Source organism: Micromonospora sp. NPDC047738, from assembly GCF_040642675.1.
Lineage (GTDB): Bacteria > Actinomycetota > Actinomycetes > Mycobacteriales > Micromonosporaceae > Micromonospora.
This window is the reverse complement of sequence record NZ_JBEYSO010000027.1, coordinates 11,549-30,367: the sequence shown is the minus strand read 5'-3', so window position 1 is coordinate 30,367 and position 18,819 is coordinate 11,549. Positions and strand designations below refer to the sequence as shown.

Sequence of the window (18,819 nt, the reverse complement as noted above, 5' to 3'; positions counted from 1 at the left end):
TTGTCCATCGAGATCGCCAATGAGTCGGGTGTCGAGGTCGACACCGACGCCGTGCTCGCCGTCGCCCGGCACGCCCTCGACGAGATGGGGGTCAACCCGCTCGCCGAGCTCTCCATCCTGCTGGTCGACATCGACTACATGGCCGAGCTGAACCATCGCTGGATGGGCGGCGACGGCCCGACCGACGTGCTCGCCTTCCCCATGGACGAGGGCAGCGTCGACCACGGTCCGGGGGAGAGCAGCCCGGCCGGCGGCGAGCCGGCCCTGCTCGGCGACATCGTGCTCTGCCCCGAGGTGGCGGCCAAGCAGGCGGCCACCGCCGGCCACTCCGCCGCCGACGAGCTGCACCTGCTCACCGTGCACGGCGTGCTGCACCTGCTCGGGTACGACCACGCCGAGCCGGAGGAGGAGCGGGAGATGTTCGGTCTCCAGGCCCGGCTGTTGGCGAGCTGGCGGTCGACCCGGTCCAAATGATGACCACCCTGGCGGCCGGCACTCCGGCGGGACTGCCCGATCTCCAGCTCATCTTCGTCGCGGCGGGGCTGGTGGTGCTCGCCGGCCTCATCGCGATGACCGAGGCGGCGCTGGCCGCCGTCTCCCCGGCCCGGGCCGCCGAGCTGGCCCGGGACGGGGCGCGCGGCGCGCGTACCCTCCAGGCGGTCGCGGGTGACGTCGTCCGCCATCTCAACCTGCTGCTCCTGCTCCGGCTGCTGGCCGAGCTGACCGCCACCACGCTGGTCGCGCTGGTGGCCGTGGACAGCTTCGGTGCGGGCTGGCGGGCCGCCCTGGTCACCGCCGGGGCGATGACCGTGGTCAGCTTCGTGGTGGTCGGTGTGGCACCGCGCACCCTCGGCCGGCAGCACGCGTACGCGGTGGGCCGCACGGTGGCGCCGCTGGTGCGCTGGCTGGGCCGCGCCCTCAACCCGCTCGCCTCGCTGCTGATCCTGATCGGCAACGCGGTCACCCCGGGCCGCGGCTTCCGCGAGGGGCCCTTCGCCACCCAGGTGGAGCTGCGCGAGCTGGTCGACCTGGCCGAGCAGCGCGGAGTGGTGGAGCACGGCGAACGCCAGATGATCCACTCGGTCTTCGCGCTCGGCGACACCATCGCCCGCGAGGTGATGGTGCCGCGTACCGAGATGGTGTGGATCGAGGAGCGGAAGACCCTGGCCCAGGCGCTGGCGCTCTTCCTGCGCTCCGGCTTCTCCCGGATCCCGGTGATCGGGGAGAGCGTGGACGACGTGCTCGGGGTGCTCTATCTCAAGGACCTGATCCGGCGGATCCAGGGTGCCCCGGAGGCCCGGCAGATGCCGGTGGCCGAGCTGATGCGCCCGGCGACCTTCGTGCCGGAGTCGAAGCCGGTCGACGACCTGCTGTCGGAGATGCAGGCGGCCCGCAACCACCTGGTCATCGTGGTCGACGAGTACGGCGGCACCGGCGGCCTGGTCACCATCGAGGACATCCTGGAGGAGATCGTCGGTGAGATCACCGACGAGTACGATGTCGAACGCCCGCCGGTCGAGCACCTGGCGGACGGGGCCGTGCGGGTGGCCGCCCGGCTGCCGGTGGAGAATCTGGGCGAGCTGTTCGACACCGAACTGCCCACCGACGAGGTGGAGACGGTCGGCGGCCTGCTCGCCCAGTCGCTCGGCCGGGTGCCGATCCCGGGCGCCGAGGCCGAGGTCGCCGGGCTTCGGCTGATCGCCGAGGGCACCACCGGGCGGCGCAACCGGATCGACACCGTGCTGGTGCGCCGGGTCGCGCCGAGCGACGCGTCCGACAGCGGGGGCCGTGGCGAGCACGCCGAGCCCCGTGGCAACCACAACCGTTCCGAGGAGAGGCAACCCGCCGATGCCTGAGTCACCCGCCGTGCCGGCTGCCCGGCCCACCCCGTCCGACCTGGCCGAGCTGAGCGCCGAGGACGGCAAGCTGGTCGTCCTGGCCCGGGGCGCGCGCGGCCGGGTGGGCGCCGTGGAGGGCGCGGCGGTCCGCGACCAGGACGGCCGGACGTACGCGGCGGCCAGCGTGGCACTGCCGTCGCTGGCCCTGACCGCGCTGCAGCTCGCGGTCGCCTCGGCGGTGGCCGCCGGCGCCAGCCGGTTGGAGGCCGCCGTGGTGGTGACCGAGGCCTCGACGCTGGACGGCGCGGGGCACGCGGCCGTCCGGGACCTCTCCGCCGACGCGCCGATCCACGTGGCCGCGCCGGACGGCACCGTCCTCGGCACGGTGGTCGAGTGAGCGAGCGTAGCGAGCGAACCATCCGGCACAGCACCTGGGAGCCGCACGCCGGCGCGGAGCGAAGCGGAGCGGTGGCGTGAGTGCGACCGGGGTGCCGGATCCGGAGGAGCCGCGTCCGTACCGGGCGGGTTTCGCCTGTTTCGTCGGGCGGCCGAACGCCGGCAAGTCGACGCTGACCAACGCGATCGTCGGCACCAAGATCGCGATCACCTCGAACAAGCCGCAGACCACCCGGCACGTCATCCGGGCCGTCCTGCACCGCCCGGAGTCGCAGCTCGTGCTGGTCGACACCCCTGGCCTGCACCGCCCCCGTACGCTGCTCGGCGAGCGGCTGAACGACCTGGTCCGGGAGACCTGGAGCGAGGTCGACGTGATCGGCCTGTGCATCCCGGCCAACGAGCCGATCGGCCGGGGCGACCGGTTCATCACCGGTGAGCTGGCCAGCCTCAAGGCGACCGTGCTGGCCGTGGTCACCAAGACCGACCTGGTGGACCGCGGGCGGCTCGCCGAGCAGCTCCTCGCGGTCAGCGAGCTGGCCGACTTCGCCGACGTGGTGCCGGTGAGCGCGGTCTCCGGCCACCAGGTGGACACCCTGGTCGACGTGATGACCGGCTACCTGCCCGAGTCGCCACAGCTCTACCCGGACGACATGCTCACCGACGACCCCGAGCAGGTGCTCGTCGCCGAGCTGATCCGTGAGGCGGCGCTGGAGGGCGTACGGGACGAGCTGCCGCACTCCATCGCCGTCGTGGTGGAGGAGATGATCGCGGAGGGCCGGCTCACCAAGATCTACGCCGACGTGTACGTCGAGCGACCGAGCCAGAAGGCGATCATGATCGGTCACCGGGGCAGCCGGCTCAAGGAGGTCGGCACCACCGCACGCCGGCAGATCGAGGAGCTGCTCGGCGCCCGGGTCTATCTGGACCTGCACGTCCGGGTCGCCAAGGACTGGCAGCGCGACCCGAAGCAGCTGCGCAAGCTCGGCTTCTGAAAACGGACGTCCGACCGGCGGCCCGGATCTTTCCGGCGCCGCCGGTGCGGCTTTTTGGGGCCTGGTGACCGGTCCTCGACGGCTGGTCCGGATCGGTCGCCTTTATGGGATGTTTCACTTTTGGCCCCGGCGCCTCGCCGTTTCGCCGCCTCGGGTCGGAGGGTAGGGAGAGGTTGATCCCCAGCCCCCGGACATAGATGCAGGCTTATGCGAAACCGATACCTGGACCTGCTCCGCTTCCTGGCCATCGTGCGAGTCGTCGTCTACCACGTGATCGGATCGGCGACCTTGACGCTGATCTTCCCGGCGATGTCGGTGATGTTCGCGCTCGCCGGCTCGCTGATGGCGGCCTCGCTGGACCGGACCGGCGCGCCGGCCGTGGCGCGCCGGCTGCGTCGCCTGCTGCCGTCGCTCTGGGTGCTCGCCCTGGTCTTCGTGCCGGCCATGCTGCTCACCGGGCTGCCGTTCAGCCCGAAGGTGCTGCTCTGGCTCTTCCCGGTCAGCGACCCGCCGGCCAACTACTGGGGCGGCCTGGCCCTGAGCCCCATCTGGTATCTCCGGGACTACCTGTGGTTCGTGCTGGCCTCGCCGCTCGCGTTGTGGCTGTTCCGCCGGGCGCCGCTGCCCACCCTGCTCGCCCCGTACGCGCTGCTCGTGCTGATCGAGATGGGCGTCTACCCGGACGCGCCGGGCGTGCTGCGCGAGTTCGGCCTGTACTTCGGCGCCTGGCTGCTGGGCTTCGCCCACCACGACGGCATGCTGCGCCGGATGAGCAACCGGGTCCTGGTACCCGTGGCGCTCGCCCTCGGCGCCGCCGGCCTGGGCTGGATCTTCACCCACCCCGGCCCGCGCGGCTACGACCTGAACGACATCCACCTCGGCAACGCGCTCTGGTCGGCGGCGTTCATCCTGGTGGCGATCGGCCGGGCCCCGGCCGAGGCGGCCTGGGTCGACCGCATCCCCCTGCTGAGCCGGGCGGTCACCGTGCTGAACCGTCGGGCGCTGACCATCTACCTGTGGCACATGCCGTTCGTGGTGGCGCTCACTCCGCTGGTCGGTCTGGTCGGCTGGACCCCGCGCGACCCGCTCGGCCTGGCGATCCGGGTGGTGCTGGTGTTCGCGCTGGTCGGCGTGGTCACCCTGCTGGTCGGCTGGGTCGAGGACGTGGCGGCCCGGCGTACGCCGGAGCTGGTCCCCGGCCGGCCTCGGCCGGCCCTGGCCGAGCGGGCGGCCACCGCACCGGCCAGCCCCGCCCCGGCCGGGGCGGAGAGCGAGCTGGCGGCGGCCGGCGCGGCCCGCCCGACCGCCCCGCGCCGGGTTCCCGAGCCCCGGCGCGCCGGCGACCGGTCCGGCACCGAACTCGGCGCCGGCTGACCCCGCCGCCCGAAGGGCCTCATTCACGGAAAGAGTGGCCATCACGCGAAAAATGGCCACTCTTTCCGCGAATTTAAGCGGATTTTCGGGTTGGTTCGGCGTGGACGCGCAGTCAGCGTCGGGTGATCGTCACGTTGCCGCTCCCGGTGCTGACGTCCAGCAGCAGGGCGGCGCCCGGGTCGTCGACCACGCCGAGGTCCCGATCGCCCGAGCCGGTGCTGGTCCGCACCCGGTACCGGCCGTCCGGCACGGCCAGCTCGACGTCGCCGCTGGCGGCGTGCACCCGGGCCGATGCCGGCTGGGCCAGCTCGACGGTCACGTTGCCGGAGGACGTCTCGGCGTCCACCCCGGCGGCGAGCCGTTGCGCGGTGATGTCGCCGGAGGCGGCGCGCAGCCGCACCGCACCGGCCGCGTCGATCACGTCGATGTTCCCGGAGCCGGTCTCGGCGCGGACGTCGCCGGTTGCCCCGCTGACCGAGACGTTGCCCGAGCCGAGCTTGAACTCCACCGCGCCGACCCGGCTCAGCTCGACGTCCCCGGAGCCGGTCTCGCCGCGTACCGCCACGCCCTCGGGGGCGGAGATCTCCCAGGAGACGCTGCACCGGGGGCCGCATTCGGTGCGCAGCACCAGTTCGTCGCCGTTGATCTCGTATCGGGTGTCCGGCTGCCCGCCCTGGTAGCGGACCACCCGCTTGATGCGTACCTGGGGGGCGGAGCCGGCGGCGCGGACGGTGACGTCGCCTGAGCCCGGCTCCACGGTGATCCGGGTGATCTTCACCGCCTCGGTGTTGTCGTAGTCGAGCCGGCGGAACGAGATGGTGTCACACCCGCAGAGGAGGATCAGGGAGGCCGCCGCGGCGGCGGCGACGGTCCGGTGCACAGCCATGGTCAGCACGCTACGGGCGACCCCAGGGGCGGCACATCCGGGTTCGACCGCCGATCCACCCCGAACCGACCCTGAGATCGCACCCCGAGGGAGAATGACCCGATGGCCGGGTACCGCCGACAGCTCTACCGCGACGACGCGGTGGTGCTGCGCGTGCAGAAGCTGGGCGAGTCCGACCGGATCATCACCCTGCTCACCCGCCGGCACGGCCGGCTGCGCGCGGTGGCCCGGGGCGTCCGGCGCACCAGCAGCCGGTTCGGCGCCCGGCTGGAGCCGTTCGGGCACGTGGACCTCCAGCTCGCCGGCGATCCCACGGGCAACCTGGGCAGCTCGCTGCACACCGTCAGCCAGGTCGAGGGGATCGACCTCTACGGCAAACGGTTCCTCGGCGACTACCCCCGCTACACGGCGGCCAGCGCGATCGCCGAGACCGCGGAGCGGCTCACCCCGGTCGAGCGGGAACCGTCGCTGCGGTTGTTCCAGCTCACCCTCGGCGCGTTGCGCTCACTGGCCGGTGGCGAGCACGCCACCACCCTGGTGCTGGATGCCTACCTGCTGCGCGGGATGGCGTTCGCCGGCTGGGCGCCGGCGCTGGCCGCCTGCGCCGTCTGCGGCACCCCGGGGCGGCACCGGGCGTTCTCCGTACCGGCCGGGGGAGCGGTCTGCCCGGACTGCCGGCCGCCCGGCGCCGCCCACCCCGCCCCGGCCACCATCGCGCTGATGTCCGCGCTGACCACCGGGGACTGGGCCTACGCCGACGCCACCGAGACCGGCGTACGCCGGGAGTGCAGTGGCCTGGTCGCGGCGCACCTCCAGTGGCACCTGGAGCGCGCGCTACGCTCGCTGCCGCTGGTCGACCGGGGTGCCCCGGCGTCCGGCACGGTCCCACCGCCGAGCGGCACGGGGCCGGGCGCGGTCCCGCCGGGCAGCGGCGTCGGGCCCGCCGCCGCTGGTGTGAACAGGGAGAAGACCGAGTGATCCGATCGATGAGGGCCGTCCGGCGCGAGCCGGTGCCACCGACTCCGCACCCGTCCGGGGCCCGGCCGCCGGCGCTGCCGACGGAGGCCCTGCCGAAGCACGTCGCCATCGTCATGGACGGCAACGGCCGCTGGGCCAAGGAGCGCGGGCTGCCCCGGACCAAGGGTCACGAGCAGGGGGAATACAGCCTCTTCGACACCATCGAGGGCGCGATCGAGCTGGGCATCCCCTACCTGTCGGCGTACGCGTTCTCCACCGAGAACTGGCGGCGCTCGCCGGACGAGGTCCGCTTCCTGATGGGCTTCAACCGGGACGTCATCCGCCGCCGCCGGGACCAGCTCGTCGACCTGGGCGTCCGGGTGGTCTGGTCGGGCCGGGCCGGGCGGCTCTGGAAGAGCGTGATCTCTGAGCTGCAGACCGCCGAGGAGATGTCCCGGGGCAACTCGACGCTGACCCTGCAGTTCTGCGTCAACTACGGCGGCCAGGCGGAGATCGCCGACGCCGCCGCCGCGATCGCCCGTGACGTGGCCGCCGGCCGGCTCGACCCGGGCAAGGTCAACGAGAAGACCGTCGCGAAGTACCTCTACCACCCCGAAGTCCCCGAGGTGGACCTCTTCCTGCGCCCCTCCGGGGAGCAGCGCACCTCCAACTTCCTGCTCTGGCAGAGCGCGTACGCCGAGCTGGTGTTCCTCGACACCCTCTGGCCGGACTTCGACCGGCGCCACCTCTGGTACGCCTGCGAGCTCTACGCCCAGCGGGACCGCCGGTTCGGCGGCGCCTTGCCCAACCCGGTCGCTCCCGCAGTCTGAGCTCACGCTTACCGCCGCGGCCGACGGGGTACCAACCGGACAGCAGCCGATCGCGGAGGTGAACCAACATGCTGCAGAAGCGGATCGCCCAGTGGGCACTCATGGCGGTCGCCGTGCCGCTGGCGGCGGCCGGTGCACGCCGGCTGAGTCACTCCCTGGAGGCCCGTCGCGGCCCGACCGGAGTGAGTCGACTCCTCACCAGGGGCGCCGACCTGCTGCGGCCGCAGAAGGCGCGGCGCCGCCGGTTCTGGTGACGACCGGCGTCGGCGTCGTCCCCCTGCGGTCGCAGCGGGCGCGGTGTCGTCCGTTCTGGTGACGACCAACGTCGGCGCCGTCCCCCTGCGGTCGCAGCGGGTGCGGCGTCGTCGGTTCTGGTGACGACTGGTGTCGGCGCCGTCCCCCACCGGGGCGGCGTCGACGCGTTTCCGGTGAGCGGCGCGGCCTCGGCGCATACCATCGGCGCGAGGGCGCGCCGCCGGGTCGCGTCCGGCCACGGGGGTGGGCATGCGGGATCTCCGGTACGAGATGACGGCCGCGCTGGCCGGCGCGGGCCTGGTTGACGCCGTGCACCGGGAACGGGTCGCGGACCTCTGCGCCGGCGTCGCCGAGCGGTACTGCGCCGAGCTCGGGCACACGCCGGCTGTCCGCTCCGGCGAGATCGCCGAGCTGGCGCAGGGCGAACCGGCCGCGGACTGGGCGCCCACCCCTGCCGACGCCGCCGAACGGGCCTGGTGAGCGCCGCCACGGGAGGCGGCATGCCGCGGCGTCTCGGGCGACGAACGCGACCTGCGGCACATCGAGTGGATCAGGTTGCGCTCAGGCCTCCACTTCGGAGCGGTTCCCGGCCCACAGGGTGTGGAACGTGCCGTCCCGGTCCACCCGGTGGTAGGTGTGCGCGCCGAAGTTGTCCCGTAGCCCCTGGATCAGCGCCGCCGGCAGCCGTTCCGCGCGCAGGGCGTCGAACCAGGCCAGCGACGACGAGAAGGCCGGGGTCGGCACGCCCGCCCGGGCCGCGTCGGCCACCACCCGCCGCCAGGCCGGGATCCCGGCGCTGACCCGGTCGGCGAACCACGGCGCCACCAGCAGCGTCGGCAGCTCCGGCTGCCCGTCGTACGCCTCCCGGATCCGGTCCAGGAAGCGGGCCCGGATGATGCAGCCGCCCCGCCAGATGGTCGCGGTGCCGCCCAGGTCGATGGCCCAGTCGTACTCCCGGCTGCCCGCCCGGATGTGGTCGAAGCCCTGCGCGTACGCGACGATCTTGCTGGCCAGCAGCGCGCGCCGGACGTCCTCGACGAAGGTCTCCCCGTCGTCGACCGACCATTTCGCGCCCGCGTCGGGGAACGCCCGGCGGGCGGCGGCCCGCTGGTCGGCGTGGCCGGACAGCGACCGGGCGAAGGTGGCCTCGGCGATGCCGGTGATCGGGACGCCGAGGTCGAGCGCGCTCTGCACGGTCCACCGCCCGGTGCCCTTCTGCTCGGCCTGGTCGAGCACCACGTCGACGAAGGCTCGGCCGGTCGCCGCGTCGGTGTGCGCCAGCACGTCGGCGGTGATCTCGATGAGGAACGACTCCAGCTCGCCCGTGTTCCACTCGCGGAAGATCTCCGCGATCTCCGCCGGGCTCGCCGACAGGCCCGCCCGCAGCAGGTCGTACGCCTCGGCGATGAGCTGCATGTCGGCGTACTCGATGCCGTTGTGGACCATCTTGACGAAGTGGCCGGCGCCGTCCGGGCCGATGTGCCGGCAGCACGGGGTGCCGTCCACGTGCGCGGAGATCTTCTCGAAGATCGGGCCGAGCTTCCGGTAGGACTCGGCCGAGCCGCCCGGCATGATGCTCGGGCCGTGCAGCGCGCCCTCCTCGCCGCCGGAGACGCCGGTGCCGACGAAGTGCAGCCCGTGCCCGCGCAGCGCCTCCTCCCGCCGGCGGGTGTCGGCGAAGTGGGCGTTGCCGCAGTCGACGACGATGTCCCCCGCCTCGAGCAGGGGCACCAGCTCGTCGATCACCGCGTCGGTCGGCGCGCCCGCCTTCACCATGACGATCACCGCGCGGGGGCGTTCCATCGAGGCGACGAAGTCGGCCAGCGACTCCGCCGGCACGAACCGGCCCTCGTCGCCGTGCTCGGCGACCAGGCTGCGGGTGCGCTGCGGCGAGCGGTTGTGCAGCGCCACGGTGAAGCCGTTGCGGGCCAGGTTCCGGGCCAGGTTGCGGCCCATCACCGCCAGGCCGGTCACGCCGATCTGCGCCGTCGCCTGCTCTGCCATGCGTACCGCCACCTCTCGTCGGGCTGCCCGTCCTGCGACGGTATCGCGGTCGATGCGAGCGCGGGCGGGGACGCCGACGGCGGGTGAGGGCCCGGTCGCGGTCCGGCCTCAGCCCTCCGCGAGGCGGGCCTCCACGTGGGCGACCTTCGCGGCCATCGCGTCGGTCGCCCGACTCTGCCGAGGGCGGGCAGGACGGTCGGTGCCGCCGAGCGTGCCAGTAAATCGGGTGCGCGGGGCGGCGGCGGTCGGTTAGCCTGCCGTCATGCGTAACTGACGCCCTTCTTCCGAGCCCTGGTCCGCCGCCGTTCGCGCCGCGGATCCGTCCCGCTCCGGGCGTCCGCATCCGCACCGCCGTCGTCGTGGTGGCTTTCCTGTCGGACCTGCCGGGGCTTGCCCGCTCGCCGCGCCCACCGGGCGCCCCGACAGTCAGGAGGCAGCGTATGCCCGCCAAGCGCAGTCCGAAGAAATCCCGTAAGCCCGCGTCGACGCGGTCCCTGGTGGACGTCACCCCGCCGGACCTCGACGCGCTGACGGTGGCGTCGCCGGCGCCGGTGACCCTGCCGGGCCGGGCCGACACCCCGCCGGCACCGAAGGCCGGCCCGCCGGTCGGCCGGGAGCCCCGCGTCGCCGGGCGCAGCCAGCGCGCCGGCCAGACCCGGTTCTACGCCTTCCGGCGGAGCTGAGGTCCGGGCGGGCCACATGTCACCGCCACCTCGCCGATGTTGCGGTGTCCCGGCTGCCCGGATGCCGCGAGTTCGCCGAAACGGCGGTGACAAACGGCCCGCACCGGCCGGTTCGGGGCGGGGCGGCACGAGCCGCCCCGCCCCGCTCCCGCGGCTCAGGCCGCAGCGGTCGCCGGGGTCGCCGTCCCGGTCGGCACCTCCGCGGCACGCGACCGCTCGACGCCGAGGGCCAGGCCGACGAAGCCGGCCACCATCAGCACGCTCACCGCCACCTTGACCGGGACCCCGGTGCCGACCAGGTCCAGCACCTGCCCGGCGGTGAGGACCAGCGGCACCCAGAGCGCCACCAGCCGGGCGCGCCAGGCGCCGAAGGCGAGCACCAGGAGGCCGATCAGCCAGCCGAGCAGCCACACCGCGAACGACGCCATCACGAACGGGTCCCCGTCGATGGCGGTGGTCACCGGCCGAGCGGCGTCGGCGTCGACGCCGCCGCCGGCCAGAGCCCCGAAGAAGGCGTTGTACTGCCACAGGTGGACGGTGGAGAAGTAGAGCCCGAGAAGGCTCGCCGCGCCGCCGACGGTGGCCACCACCGGCTTGCGTCGGCCCAGGGTAGCGGCCAGCCCGAGCATCGCCGGCAGCAGCAGCAGGTGGGCCAGGGCGAACAGGACGGTCTCCACCCGCCAGGCGCCCAGGTGCCCGGCGGCCACCGTGACGTTGTCGGCGGTGTCGGCCACGTCGTCAGGGAACATCACCCAGTAGAAGGCGTTCGCGGCGCCGTAAATTACGCCGCCGGTGAGCAGAGCGCCCGCCGTGAGCCGCCGGCTCCGCCGCCGCCCGGTGCTGTCGTCCATCAGTGTCTCCTTCCGAAGTCGTGGCAGGGACGCTAGGAGCAGCACCGGGGCCGGGTCGTCGGCGCGGAAGTTGATCCGCGGGTGGAGTTCCGGCCGCCCTCGCTACACCCGTGGGTGGACGCGGAAGGGCGGCCGCCGTCGCTACCCTTCCGGCATGTCAGCCACCCCCGTCGTCCGGGCCCGGTGGCGCGAGGTGGCCACCTCGCTCGCCGGTGCCGCGTTGCTCGCGTTCGGCCTGGCCGAGCTCTACGTCCCGCTGGCGGGCTACGTGGAGGGGGAGGGTCCGGACCTCGCCGCGCTCTCCGCCGGTTGGCTCGCCGTCCTGACCGTGCTGCTGGTTGGCTACTGCCTCGCGGTGGCCGGCTGCACGGCGTATCCCCGGGCGGCGGCCGTCCTCGCCGGCGCCTGCTTCACCGCGCAGAGCTTCACGCCGGTCCTGCCGGAGTGGCCGGTGGTGCCACTGCTGGCGCTGCTCGCCGCGGCCTTCGGCTGTGTCGCCGTAGGCGGCCGGGCTGCCTTCACGGTCGCCGCGGTCAGCTATTTTCTCCCGCTCGGGATCGAGAACGCGGTGGCCGGCGACTCCGACTGGGTGTTCATCCTGTTCGTCGGGCTCGCCGTGCTCGGCCCCGGTTACGCCGTGCGGATGCGGCGGGCGCAGGCGGCCCGGCTGGTGGCGCTGGCCGCCGAGCGGGAGGCCGCCGCCCGGACGGACGAGCGGCTGCGGGTGGCCCGGGAACTGCACGACATCGTCTCGCACGGGGTCTCGGTGATGGTGCTGCAGGCCGCCGCGGCGCAGGCCGTGCTCGACTCGGACGCGGCGCAGGCCCGCACGTCCCTTGACGCCGTGCAGGACGTCGGGCGTGAGGTGGTCACCGAGCTGCGCCGGCTGCTCATCATCCTCCGCGGCGCCGAGCCGGCCCCGGAGGCGCTGCCCTCGCTACGCCGGCTCGAACCGTTGACCGCCGGGGTACGCCTCGCCGGCGGGCAGGTCGACGTGGATGTCACGGGCGACCTCGACATGATCCCGGCCGCCGCCGATGTCAGCGGGTACCGGATCCTCCAGGAGGCGCTGACCAACGCCGCCCGGCACGCGGCGGGCGCGGCGGTCCGCGTCTCGATCGAGGTGACCGGCGACGCCCTCCGGCTGCAGGTGACCGACGACGGCACCGGCGGGGCCCGGCGGAGCGCCGGCACCGGGCACGGCCTGACCGGCATCCGCGAGCGGGTGGAGCTGTTCGGCGGCACGGTGACCGCCGGCCCGCGCCCGCAGGGCGGCTTCGACGTACGCGTCGAGCTGCCCTTCGACGCCGAGGCGTCGGTCGGCACGCTCGCCCCGACGGGAGTCACCGGATGACCCGGGTTCTCATCGCCGACGATGAGGCGTTGGTGCGGGGCGGCCTCCGGCTGATCCTCACCGCGCAGCCCGATCTCGAGGTCGTCGCCGATGCGGCCGACGGTGAGGAAGCCGTGCAGCTCGCGAACCGGTTCGCACCCGACGTGGTGCTGATGGACATCCACATGGCGCCCATGGACGGGATCGCCGCGACCGAGCGGATCCTGGCCGCGCGTGGCGAGACCCGGATCATCATGCTGACCACCTTCGATCTTGACGAGTACGTGTACCGGGCGCTGCGCGCCGGCGCCTCCGGCTTCATGCTCAAGACCACTCCGCCCCGGGAACTGGCCGAGGCGGTGCGGACCGCGGCCCGCGGCGACGCCCTGCTCTCCCCGTCGATCACCCGGCGCCTGATCGACCACTACACCGCGACGGCGTCGGTGGCCGGCCACCCGGGCCTGGCGGAGCTGACCGCCCGGGAGACCGAGGTGTTGCGGATGATGGCTCTCGGCCTGTCCAACCAGGAGATCGCCGGCCAGCTCTTCGTCGGCGAGGCGACCGTGAAGACGCATGTGAACCGCATCTTCGCCAAGCTCGGAGTGCGGGACCGGGTGCAGGCGGTCGTGCTGGCGTACCAGAGCGGCGTGGCGCAGCTCCGGCGGTAGCGGACGTGGTCAGCCGATCAGGGGGCGGAACGTGCCGAGCGCGACGCTGACCGCCAGCGCCGCGCCGGCCAGCACCGCCGCGCCGGCGACGAGCAACCCGTCCGCCCGGGTGAAGCGCTGCCGCCGGGCGACCGTACGCGGGATGCCGGCGTCGAAGCCGCGGGCGTCCATCGCGACCGCCAGCCGGGTGCCCCGGCGGATCGCCCCGACCAGCAGGGCGAACGCCGTCGACACGAAGAGCCGTACCTTGGCGACCGGGTTGCGGCCGGCGTCCACGCCGCGGGCCCGCCGGGCCATGCTGATCATCCGCCACTCCTGTTCGAGCAGCGGTACCAGCCGGAACGCGGCCAGCGCGCCGATGGCGAACCGGGCCGGGGCCTTCGCGTTCTGGATCAACGCGTCGGCCAGGTCGGTGGGGTCGGTGGTGGCGAAGACGAGGATCCCGGGCAGCGCCACCGCGAGCATCCGCAGGACCAGGCCGAGCGCGGTGAGCAGCACCCCTTCGGTCACCAGGATCGGACCGGCCTCGACCAGCACCCGGCCGGACCGGTCGGCGGCGAAGAGCACCAGGGTGACCAGGATGCCGCCGGCGCTGGCCAGCAGCGGCCAGCCCCGCCGGGCCAGCATCCGGTAGCGGATGCCGAACAGCGGCAGCACCACCAGCTCGATCGCGATGGCGATCGCCGGGGCCACCGGGTCCAGGGTGGCGATGAGGACCAACGAGAAGACCAGCGCGGCGGCCAGCTTCGCCACCGGGTTGCGGCGGGCCAGCGGCGCGCCGGGCCGGGCCACGGGCTCCACGCTGATCATGCGCGCTCCCCGCTATAGGTCGGGACGGCGGCGGTCATCGCCGGTCCAGGGCGAGGGCGCGGTCGGCGAGCGCGGCGACGAAGTCCGGGTCGTGGGTGACCGCGACGATGCCGTGACCGGCGTCGCGCAGCTCGGCGAAGAGATCGACCAGTTCCGACCAGGTCCGCCGGTCCTGGCCGAAGGTGGGCTCGTCGCAGATCAGCAGGCGCGGCGCGGTGGCCAGGGCGGTCGCCACGCTCAGCCGCCGCGCCTCCCCACCGGAGAGGGTGTACGGGTTGGCCCCGGCGAGCCGGGCGAGCCGCAGCCGGTCCAGCAGCCCGTCCACGGTGGCCCGTACCGCCGCCTCGGGCTCGCCGGTCCGGCGCGGGCCGAGCGCCAGTTCGTCGTAGACGGTGCCGGTGACGAACTGGTGTTCCGGGTCCTGGAAGACCGAGCCGATCCGCCGGGCCAGCAGGGGCGCCCGCCAGCGGTGCGGGGGAGTGCCGGCGTCCCGCCCGGCCAGGGCGGTGGTGGCGGTGGCCGTACCGGTGCCGGGGCGGAGCAGGCCGCCGAGGAGCAGGGCCAGGGTGGACTTGCCGGCGCCGTTCGGGCCGAGGACGGCGAGCGCCTCGCCGGCGCGTACCTCGAGGTCGACGGGGGCCAGCCGGGGCGGCAGGCCGAGCCGGTCGGCGGTGAGCAACCGGTCGCCCGGCGGCGCGGTGGCGTGCCGGGGCGGCACGGTGCGACCCGGCACCCAGACTCCGGCGGCGGCGAGCGTATCGCCGTGCGCGGCGAAGATCGTGTCGGGCGGCCCGTCGGCCCGTACCCCGCCGCCGGCCTCCAGCACCACCACCCGGTCGACCAGCGGCAGCGCCTCGGCGACCCGGTGCTCGACCAGGATCAGCGTGGTGTCCGCGTCGAGCGCGTCCGCGACGGCCTGCCGGACCAGCGCGGCGCCGGCCGGGTCGAGGTTGGCGGTGGGCTCGTCGAGCAGCAGCAGCCCGGGCCGCGGGGCGAGCACCCCGGCGAGGGCGAGCCGCTGCTGCTCGCCGCCGGAGAGCGCCGCGGTGGGCCGGTCCCGGTGGTAGGGGAAGCCGACCCGGCGCAGTGCCGCGTCCACCCGGGGCCAGATCTCCTCGGCGGGTACGCCCCGGTTCTCCAGCCCGAACGCGACGTCGTCGCCGCAGCGGGCCATCACCAGCTGGGTCTCCGGGTCCTGGAAGACGATGCCGACCCGTTCCCGGGCTTTGCGCGGGTCGAGCCCGTCGATCTCGACGGTGCCTTCCTGCTCGCCGGAGTCCTCGGGCAGCAGCCCGGCGAGCGCCGCCAGCAGGGTGCTCTTGCCCGCCCCGGACGCCCCCAGCAGCAGCACCCGCTCCCCGCGCTCGACGCGCAGGTCCACCCCACGGACGGCCCACCCCTTCCGCCCGGCGTGCCGCCACCCGAACCCCCGCAGCACCACCCCACTCACACCCACACCCCTCCCACCCGTCCCCGCCCCACCCCACCCGCCCCGTCGATCATGAGGTTGGCGGCGGTTTCAGAGATCCACATCGCCGTCAACCTCATGATCAACATCATCGGATCGGGCGGTCAGACGGCGGCGCGTTCGCGGCCGGCGGGGAAGCGGTCGAGGACGCCGGTGTTCGCCAGGGCGCGGGTCAGCGCGACGCCGCCGAGGCCGGCCACGACCAGTGCGCTGACGGCGGTGATGAGGATGTACGGCAGCCGGAAGCTGCCCCACGCGGTGTCCGGGTACCAGACGAAGACGTCGTAGATCGCGGCGGCGAGGCCGGCCAGGGTGGCGGCCAGCAGCGAGACCGGGAGCCGGTAGGTGCGGTAACCGAAGAGCGCGAAGGCCAGTTCGCCCGCCGCCGCCTCCAGCGGGCCCTGCACCACCAGGGTCCAGCCCCAACTGCTGCCGAGCGCGACCGACACCAGCGCGGCGAAGGTCAGCGTGAAGAACGCGGCGCCGGGCTTGCGGACGATCAGCGCGCCGAGCACGGCCGGCACCAGCCACACGCCGTACAGCGCCGCCCGGCCGGGCAGCGGGATGGCGTCCGCCGGCCCGTTCCAGAGCAGGCCCCACGCCCAGAAGATGACGCCGAACGCCACCCCGAGCACCGAGGCGATGACGATGTCGATGGTGCGCCACCGGTTGGTGGTGGGTTGAGTCATGGTTGCTCCCAGTTCGTCGAGGGTGAACCAGGAGAAGACGCACGCCGCGTCCGGATGCCCGGACGGCGGCGCGGCTGGAGGTCGACCGAACTCCCTGCGCTGGCATTACCCAGATCAGGTTCGAGGGTCTGCGGGCACCGGCCCGCACTCTCAGCGCTGTGCGCTCCCCTGTCGGATGTGAAGTTGTCTGCGGCAGACGCTAGCACCGGTGCCCGCCGCCGGCACAGCAGGGCGAGCGGTGCCGGTCCGGCTGGGTAGGCTGCCGATCATGCGGGTCGAGGCGCGAGGTCTGACGTTCGAGGTACGCACCGGCGGTCCCGAGGACGGCGATCCGATCCTGCTGCTGCACGGCTTCCCGCAGCACGGCGGCGAGTGGGACGAGGTGGTGCCCCTGCTGCACGCGGCCGGGCTGCGCACGTACGCGCTCGACCAGCGGGGCTACTCGCCGGGTGCCCGGCCGGCGGCGGTCGAGGCGTACCGGATCCCGGAGTTGGTGGCGGACGCGGCGGAGGTGCTCGACGCGCTCGGCGTCGAGGCCGCGCACGTGGTCGGGCACGACTGGGGCGCGATCGTGGCCTGGAGCCTGGCGGCGGTGCACCCGGAGCGGGTCCGCAGCCTCACCGCGGTCTCGGTGCCGCATCCGGCGGCGCTGGCCCACGCGCTCGCCACCGACCCGGGGCAGAAGGCCCGCTCCGCCTACATCACGCTGTTCCGCAAGCCCGGCAAGGCGGAGCGGGTGCTGCTCGCCCTCAACGCCGTCGCGCTGCGGCGGATGCTCGGCGGGGTGGGCGACCCCGCGCAGGTGGCCCGCTACGCCGACCCGATGTGCGAGCCGGGCGCGCTGACCGCCGCGCTGAACTGGTACCGGGCGATGACCGGGGCGGACCTGAAGGCCGTCGGACCGGTCAGCGTGCCGACCACCTTCGTCTGGAGCGACCGGGACATCGCGATCGGCCGCACCGCCGCCGCGGCCTGCGCACCCCATGTGACCGGCGACTACCGCTTCGTTGAGCTTCCCGGCGTCACGCACTGGATCCCGGACGAGGCGCCCGCCCCGCTGGCCGCCGCGATCCTCGCCCGGGTGGGCCGATGATCGCCGGTGCCGCACCGGCCCGGCCGCACACCCGCGCGTCGCTCGCCGCCCAGTTCCGCGCCCTCGGCGTACGCCCCGGCGGGACCGTCCTGGTGCACGCGTCCCTGCGCCCGCTGGGCTTCCTCTGCGGCGGCCCGGAGGCGGTGGTGCTCGCCCTGCGCGACGTGCTCGGCCCGGCCGGGACCCTCGTGGTGCCCACCCACACGCCGGACAACAGCGACCCCGCGGGCTGGACCAACCCGCCGGTGCCGGCCGACTGGTGGCCGGTGATCCGGGATGAGCTGCCCGGCTTCGACCCGGCGGTCACGCCGAGCCGGTTCATGGGCGCCCTCGCCGAGCTGGTCCGCACCTGGCCCGGCGCGCGGCGCAGCGACCACCCGCACGTCTCGTTCGCCGCGCTGGGGCCGGCGGCCGACCGGGTCGTCGCCGACCACGCCCTCGCCGACATGCTCGGCGAGGGCTCCCCGCTGGCCCGCCTCTACGAGCTGGACGCCGACGTGCTGCTGCTCGGGGTGGAGCACGACAGCAACACCTCGCTGCACCTGGCCGAGTACCGGCAGCCGGCGCCGCCCCGGCAGCGCTGCGGCGCGGCCGTGCTGGCCGGCGACGGCGGCCGGGCGTGGGTGTGGTGGGACGACATCCGCCTGGACGACGACGGCTTCGCCCGGCTCGGCACCGAGCTGGCGGCCACCGGAGCGGTACGGCTCGGGCCGGTCGGCGACGGGACGGGCCGGTTGATGAGGCAGCGGGTGGCGGTCGACTTCGCGGTGGACTGGCTGGCCCGGAACCGAGGGACGGAGGAATCATGACGGTGAGCGCCGAGGCGTACCTGGCGGTGGTGACCGAGACGATCGGCCGGGTGGCCGCCGGCCAGCGGGACGGGGTGGCGCGCGGCGCCGACCTGATCGCCGAGTCGCTGCGCGCCGACGGGGTGGTCCACGCGTTCGGCACCGGCCACTCGGAGGCGCTGGCGATGGAGATCGCCGGCCGGGCCGGTGGGCTGGTCCCCACCAACCGGATCGCCCTGCGCGACCTGGTCCTGTACGGGGGCGAGCCGGCCGACGTGCTCGGCCCGAAGCTGGAACGCGAGCCCGAGGTGGCGCACCGCCTCTACGAGCTGGCCCCGATCCGCCCGCAGGACGTCTTCGTGCTCGCCTCCAACTCCGGCGTGAACGGCGCGATGGTGGAGTTCGCGTCCATCGTCAAGGAACGCGGGCACGCGCTGATCGCGATCACCTCGGCGGCGCACTCCGCCCGGATGACCTCGCGCCACCCGTCCGGGCGCAAGCTCGCCGACTTCGCCGACGTGGTGCTCGACAACGGCGCCCCGTACGGCGACGCCACCCTGCCGCTGCCCGGCGGTGGCGCGGTCGGTGCGGTCTCCTCGATCACGGCCGCGCTGCTGGCGCAGCAGCTCGTGGCGGAGGTGGTGGCCCGGCTGCTGGCGGCGGGGGAGCGGCCCCCGGTCTACCTGTCGGCGAACATCACCGGCGGCGACGAGCACAACGCCGAGCTGGAGGCCCGGTACGCGGGCCGCATCCGCCGGGGGGCGTGAGCGCGAGGAGTGAGCCGGGTTTGCGAGCCCCGCAGTCGCGAACTGAGGAGGCATCGTGAGCGCGAGGAGTGAGCCGGGTTTGCGAGCCCCGCAGTCGTGCACGAGGGGCGGCAGGGTGAACCGGTTTCGCGACGGTG

General features: G+C 74.2%; 21 protein-coding genes and 1 riboswitch. Of the genes, 15 read left to right on the top strand and 6 right to left on the bottom strand.

Going from position 1 to position 18,819, the window contains the following annotated elements; translation table 11 throughout:
- From ybeY to ABZ783_RS29785, 5 genes are all read left to right on the top strand, one after another.
- Nucleotides 1–474: an rRNA maturation RNase YbeY gene (gene ybeY, locus ABZ783_RS29805; protein WP_357443910.1), complete on the top strand. Its 474-nt coding sequence runs from the start codon at nt 1–3 to the stop codon at nt 472–474.
- On the top strand, nt 450–1,856 hold the full coding sequence (locus ABZ783_RS29800) for a hemolysin family protein (RefSeq protein ID WP_357444030.1): 1,407 nt from the start codon (nt 450–452) through the stop codon (nt 1,854–1,856). The genes ybeY and ABZ783_RS29800 overlap by 25 nt, the downstream gene beginning before the upstream one ends.
- Entirely contained in the window at nt 1,849–2,235 is a 387-nt protein-coding gene (locus tag ABZ783_RS29795; RefSeq protein WP_357443908.1) for a cytidine deaminase, read from the top strand. The genes ABZ783_RS29800 and ABZ783_RS29795 overlap by 8 nt, the downstream gene beginning before the upstream one ends.
- Nucleotides 2,236–2,326: 91 nt before the next feature.
- Nucleotides 2,327–3,226 carry a GTPase Era gene (gene era, locus ABZ783_RS29790; protein ID WP_357444028.1) on the top strand — a complete coding sequence of 300 codons (900 nt, stop codon included), beginning with the start codon at nt 2,327–2,329 and terminating at the stop codon, nt 3,224–3,226.
- Nucleotides 3,227–3,433: 207 nt separating this feature from the next.
- Nucleotides 3,434–4,600 (top strand): acyltransferase, encoded by a 1,167-nt coding sequence (locus ABZ783_RS29785; protein ID WP_357443906.1) that lies wholly within the window; start codon nt 3,434–3,436, stop codon nt 4,598–4,600.
- A 112-nt stretch (nt 4,601–4,712) separates the two neighbouring features.
- Here ABZ783_RS29785 and ABZ783_RS29780 read toward each other — a convergent pair whose 3' ends face one another.
- Complete coding sequence (locus ABZ783_RS29780) at nt 4,713–5,486, bottom strand: DUF4097 family beta strand repeat-containing protein (RefSeq protein WP_357443904.1); 774 nt, start codon at nt 5,484–5,486, stop codon at nt 4,713–4,715.
- Between the two features lie 102 nt (nt 5,487–5,588).
- On the opposite strand from ABZ783_RS29780, the gene recO reads away from it, so the two are divergent.
- The 4 genes from recO (at nt 5,589) to ABZ783_RS29760 (ending at nt 8,008) form a co-directional block, all read left to right on the top strand.
- Complete coding sequence (recO, locus tag ABZ783_RS29775) at nt 5,589–6,464, top strand: DNA repair protein RecO (protein ID WP_357443902.1); 876 nt, start codon at nt 5,589–5,591, stop codon at nt 6,462–6,464.
- Between the two features lie 8 nt (nt 6,465–6,472).
- Nucleotides 6,473–7,273 carry an isoprenyl transferase gene (locus tag ABZ783_RS29770; RefSeq protein WP_357443900.1) on the top strand — a complete coding sequence of 267 codons (801 nt, stop codon included), beginning with the start codon at nt 6,473–6,475 and terminating at the stop codon, nt 7,271–7,273.
- Nucleotides 7,274–7,341: 68 nt separating this feature from the next.
- Nucleotides 7,342–7,527, top strand: coding sequence for a hypothetical protein (locus tag ABZ783_RS29765; protein ID WP_357443898.1), 186 nt, complete (start codon nt 7,342–7,344; stop codon nt 7,525–7,527).
- A 250-nt stretch (nt 7,528–7,777) separates the two neighbouring features.
- The gene (locus ABZ783_RS29760) at nt 7,778–8,008 is read left to right on the top strand and encodes a thioredoxin reductase (RefSeq protein WP_357443896.1); all 231 of its coding nucleotides are present in this window, start codon (nt 7,778–7,780) and stop codon (nt 8,006–8,008) included.
- Nucleotides 8,009–8,089: 81 nt separating this feature from the next.
- Here the strand turns inward: ABZ783_RS29760 and gndA are convergent, their stop codons facing one another.
- Nucleotides 8,090–9,532, bottom strand: a complete 1,443-nt coding sequence (gene gndA, locus ABZ783_RS29755) for an NADP-dependent phosphogluconate dehydrogenase (RefSeq protein WP_357443894.1) — start codon at nt 9,530–9,532, stop codon at nt 8,090–8,092.
- Between the two features lie 440 nt (nt 9,533–9,972).
- On the opposite strand from gndA, the gene ABZ783_RS29750 reads away from it, so the two are divergent.
- Nucleotides 9,973–10,215 carry a hypothetical protein gene (locus ABZ783_RS29750; protein WP_357443892.1) on the top strand — a complete coding sequence of 81 codons (243 nt, stop codon included), beginning with the start codon at nt 9,973–9,975 and terminating at the stop codon, nt 10,213–10,215.
- Between the two features lie 155 nt (nt 10,216–10,370).
- Here ABZ783_RS29750 and ABZ783_RS29745 read toward each other — a convergent pair whose 3' ends face one another.
- Entirely contained in the window at nt 10,371–11,066 is a 696-nt protein-coding gene (locus ABZ783_RS29745; RefSeq protein WP_357443890.1) for a hypothetical protein, read from the bottom strand.
- A 154-nt stretch (nt 11,067–11,220) separates the two neighbouring features.
- On the opposite strand from ABZ783_RS29745, the gene ABZ783_RS29740 reads away from it, so the two are divergent.
- Nucleotides 11,221–12,420: a histidine kinase gene (locus tag ABZ783_RS29740; RefSeq protein WP_357443888.1), complete on the top strand. Its 1,200-nt coding sequence runs from the start codon at nt 11,221–11,223 to the stop codon at nt 12,418–12,420.
- Nucleotides 12,417–13,067: a response regulator transcription factor gene (locus ABZ783_RS29735; RefSeq protein ID WP_357443886.1), complete on the top strand. Its 651-nt coding sequence runs from the start codon at nt 12,417–12,419 to the stop codon at nt 13,065–13,067. The genes ABZ783_RS29740 and ABZ783_RS29735 overlap by 4 nt, the downstream gene beginning before the upstream one ends.
- Nucleotides 13,068–13,076: 9 nt before the next feature.
- Here ABZ783_RS29735 and ABZ783_RS29730 read toward each other — a convergent pair whose 3' ends face one another.
- From ABZ783_RS29730 to ABZ783_RS29720, 3 genes are all read right to left on the bottom strand, one after another.
- Nucleotides 13,077–13,877 (bottom strand): energy-coupling factor transporter transmembrane component T, encoded by an 801-nt coding sequence (locus ABZ783_RS29730; RefSeq protein ID WP_357443884.1) that lies wholly within the window; start codon nt 13,875–13,877, stop codon nt 13,077–13,079.
- Between the two features lie 34 nt (nt 13,878–13,911).
- Nucleotides 13,912–15,327, bottom strand: a complete 1,416-nt coding sequence (locus ABZ783_RS29725; RefSeq protein ID WP_357443882.1) for an ATP-binding cassette domain-containing protein — start codon at nt 15,325–15,327, stop codon at nt 13,912–13,914.
- 122 nt (nt 15,328–15,449) lie between these two features.
- Nucleotides 15,450–16,034: an ECF transporter S component gene (locus ABZ783_RS29720; RefSeq protein WP_357443880.1), complete on the bottom strand. Its 585-nt coding sequence runs from the start codon at nt 16,032–16,034 to the stop codon at nt 15,450–15,452.
- A 73-nt stretch (nt 16,035–16,107) separates the two neighbouring features.
- Nucleotides 16,108–16,214, bottom strand: a riboswitch (TPP riboswitch).
- Between the two features lie 88 nt (nt 16,215–16,302).
- On the opposite strand from ABZ783_RS29720, the gene ABZ783_RS29715 reads away from it, so the two are divergent.
- The 3 genes from ABZ783_RS29715 to ABZ783_RS29705 are packed head-to-tail and all read left to right on the top strand — an operon-like array spanning nt 16,303 to nt 18,682.
- Nucleotides 16,303–17,127, top strand: coding sequence for an alpha/beta hydrolase (locus tag ABZ783_RS29715; RefSeq protein WP_357443878.1), 825 nt, complete (start codon nt 16,303–16,305; stop codon nt 17,125–17,127).
- On the top strand, nt 17,124–17,936 hold the full coding sequence (locus ABZ783_RS29710; protein ID WP_357443876.1) for an AAC(3) family N-acetyltransferase: 813 nt from the start codon (nt 17,124–17,126) through the stop codon (nt 17,934–17,936). The genes ABZ783_RS29715 and ABZ783_RS29710 overlap by 4 nt, the downstream gene beginning before the upstream one ends.
- Nucleotides 17,933–18,682, top strand: a complete 750-nt coding sequence (locus tag ABZ783_RS29705; protein WP_357443874.1) for an SIS domain-containing protein — start codon at nt 17,933–17,935, stop codon at nt 18,680–18,682. Before ABZ783_RS29710 ends, ABZ783_RS29705 begins: the two co-directional genes overlap by 4 nt.
- Nucleotides 18,683–18,819: the final 137 nt, after the last annotated feature.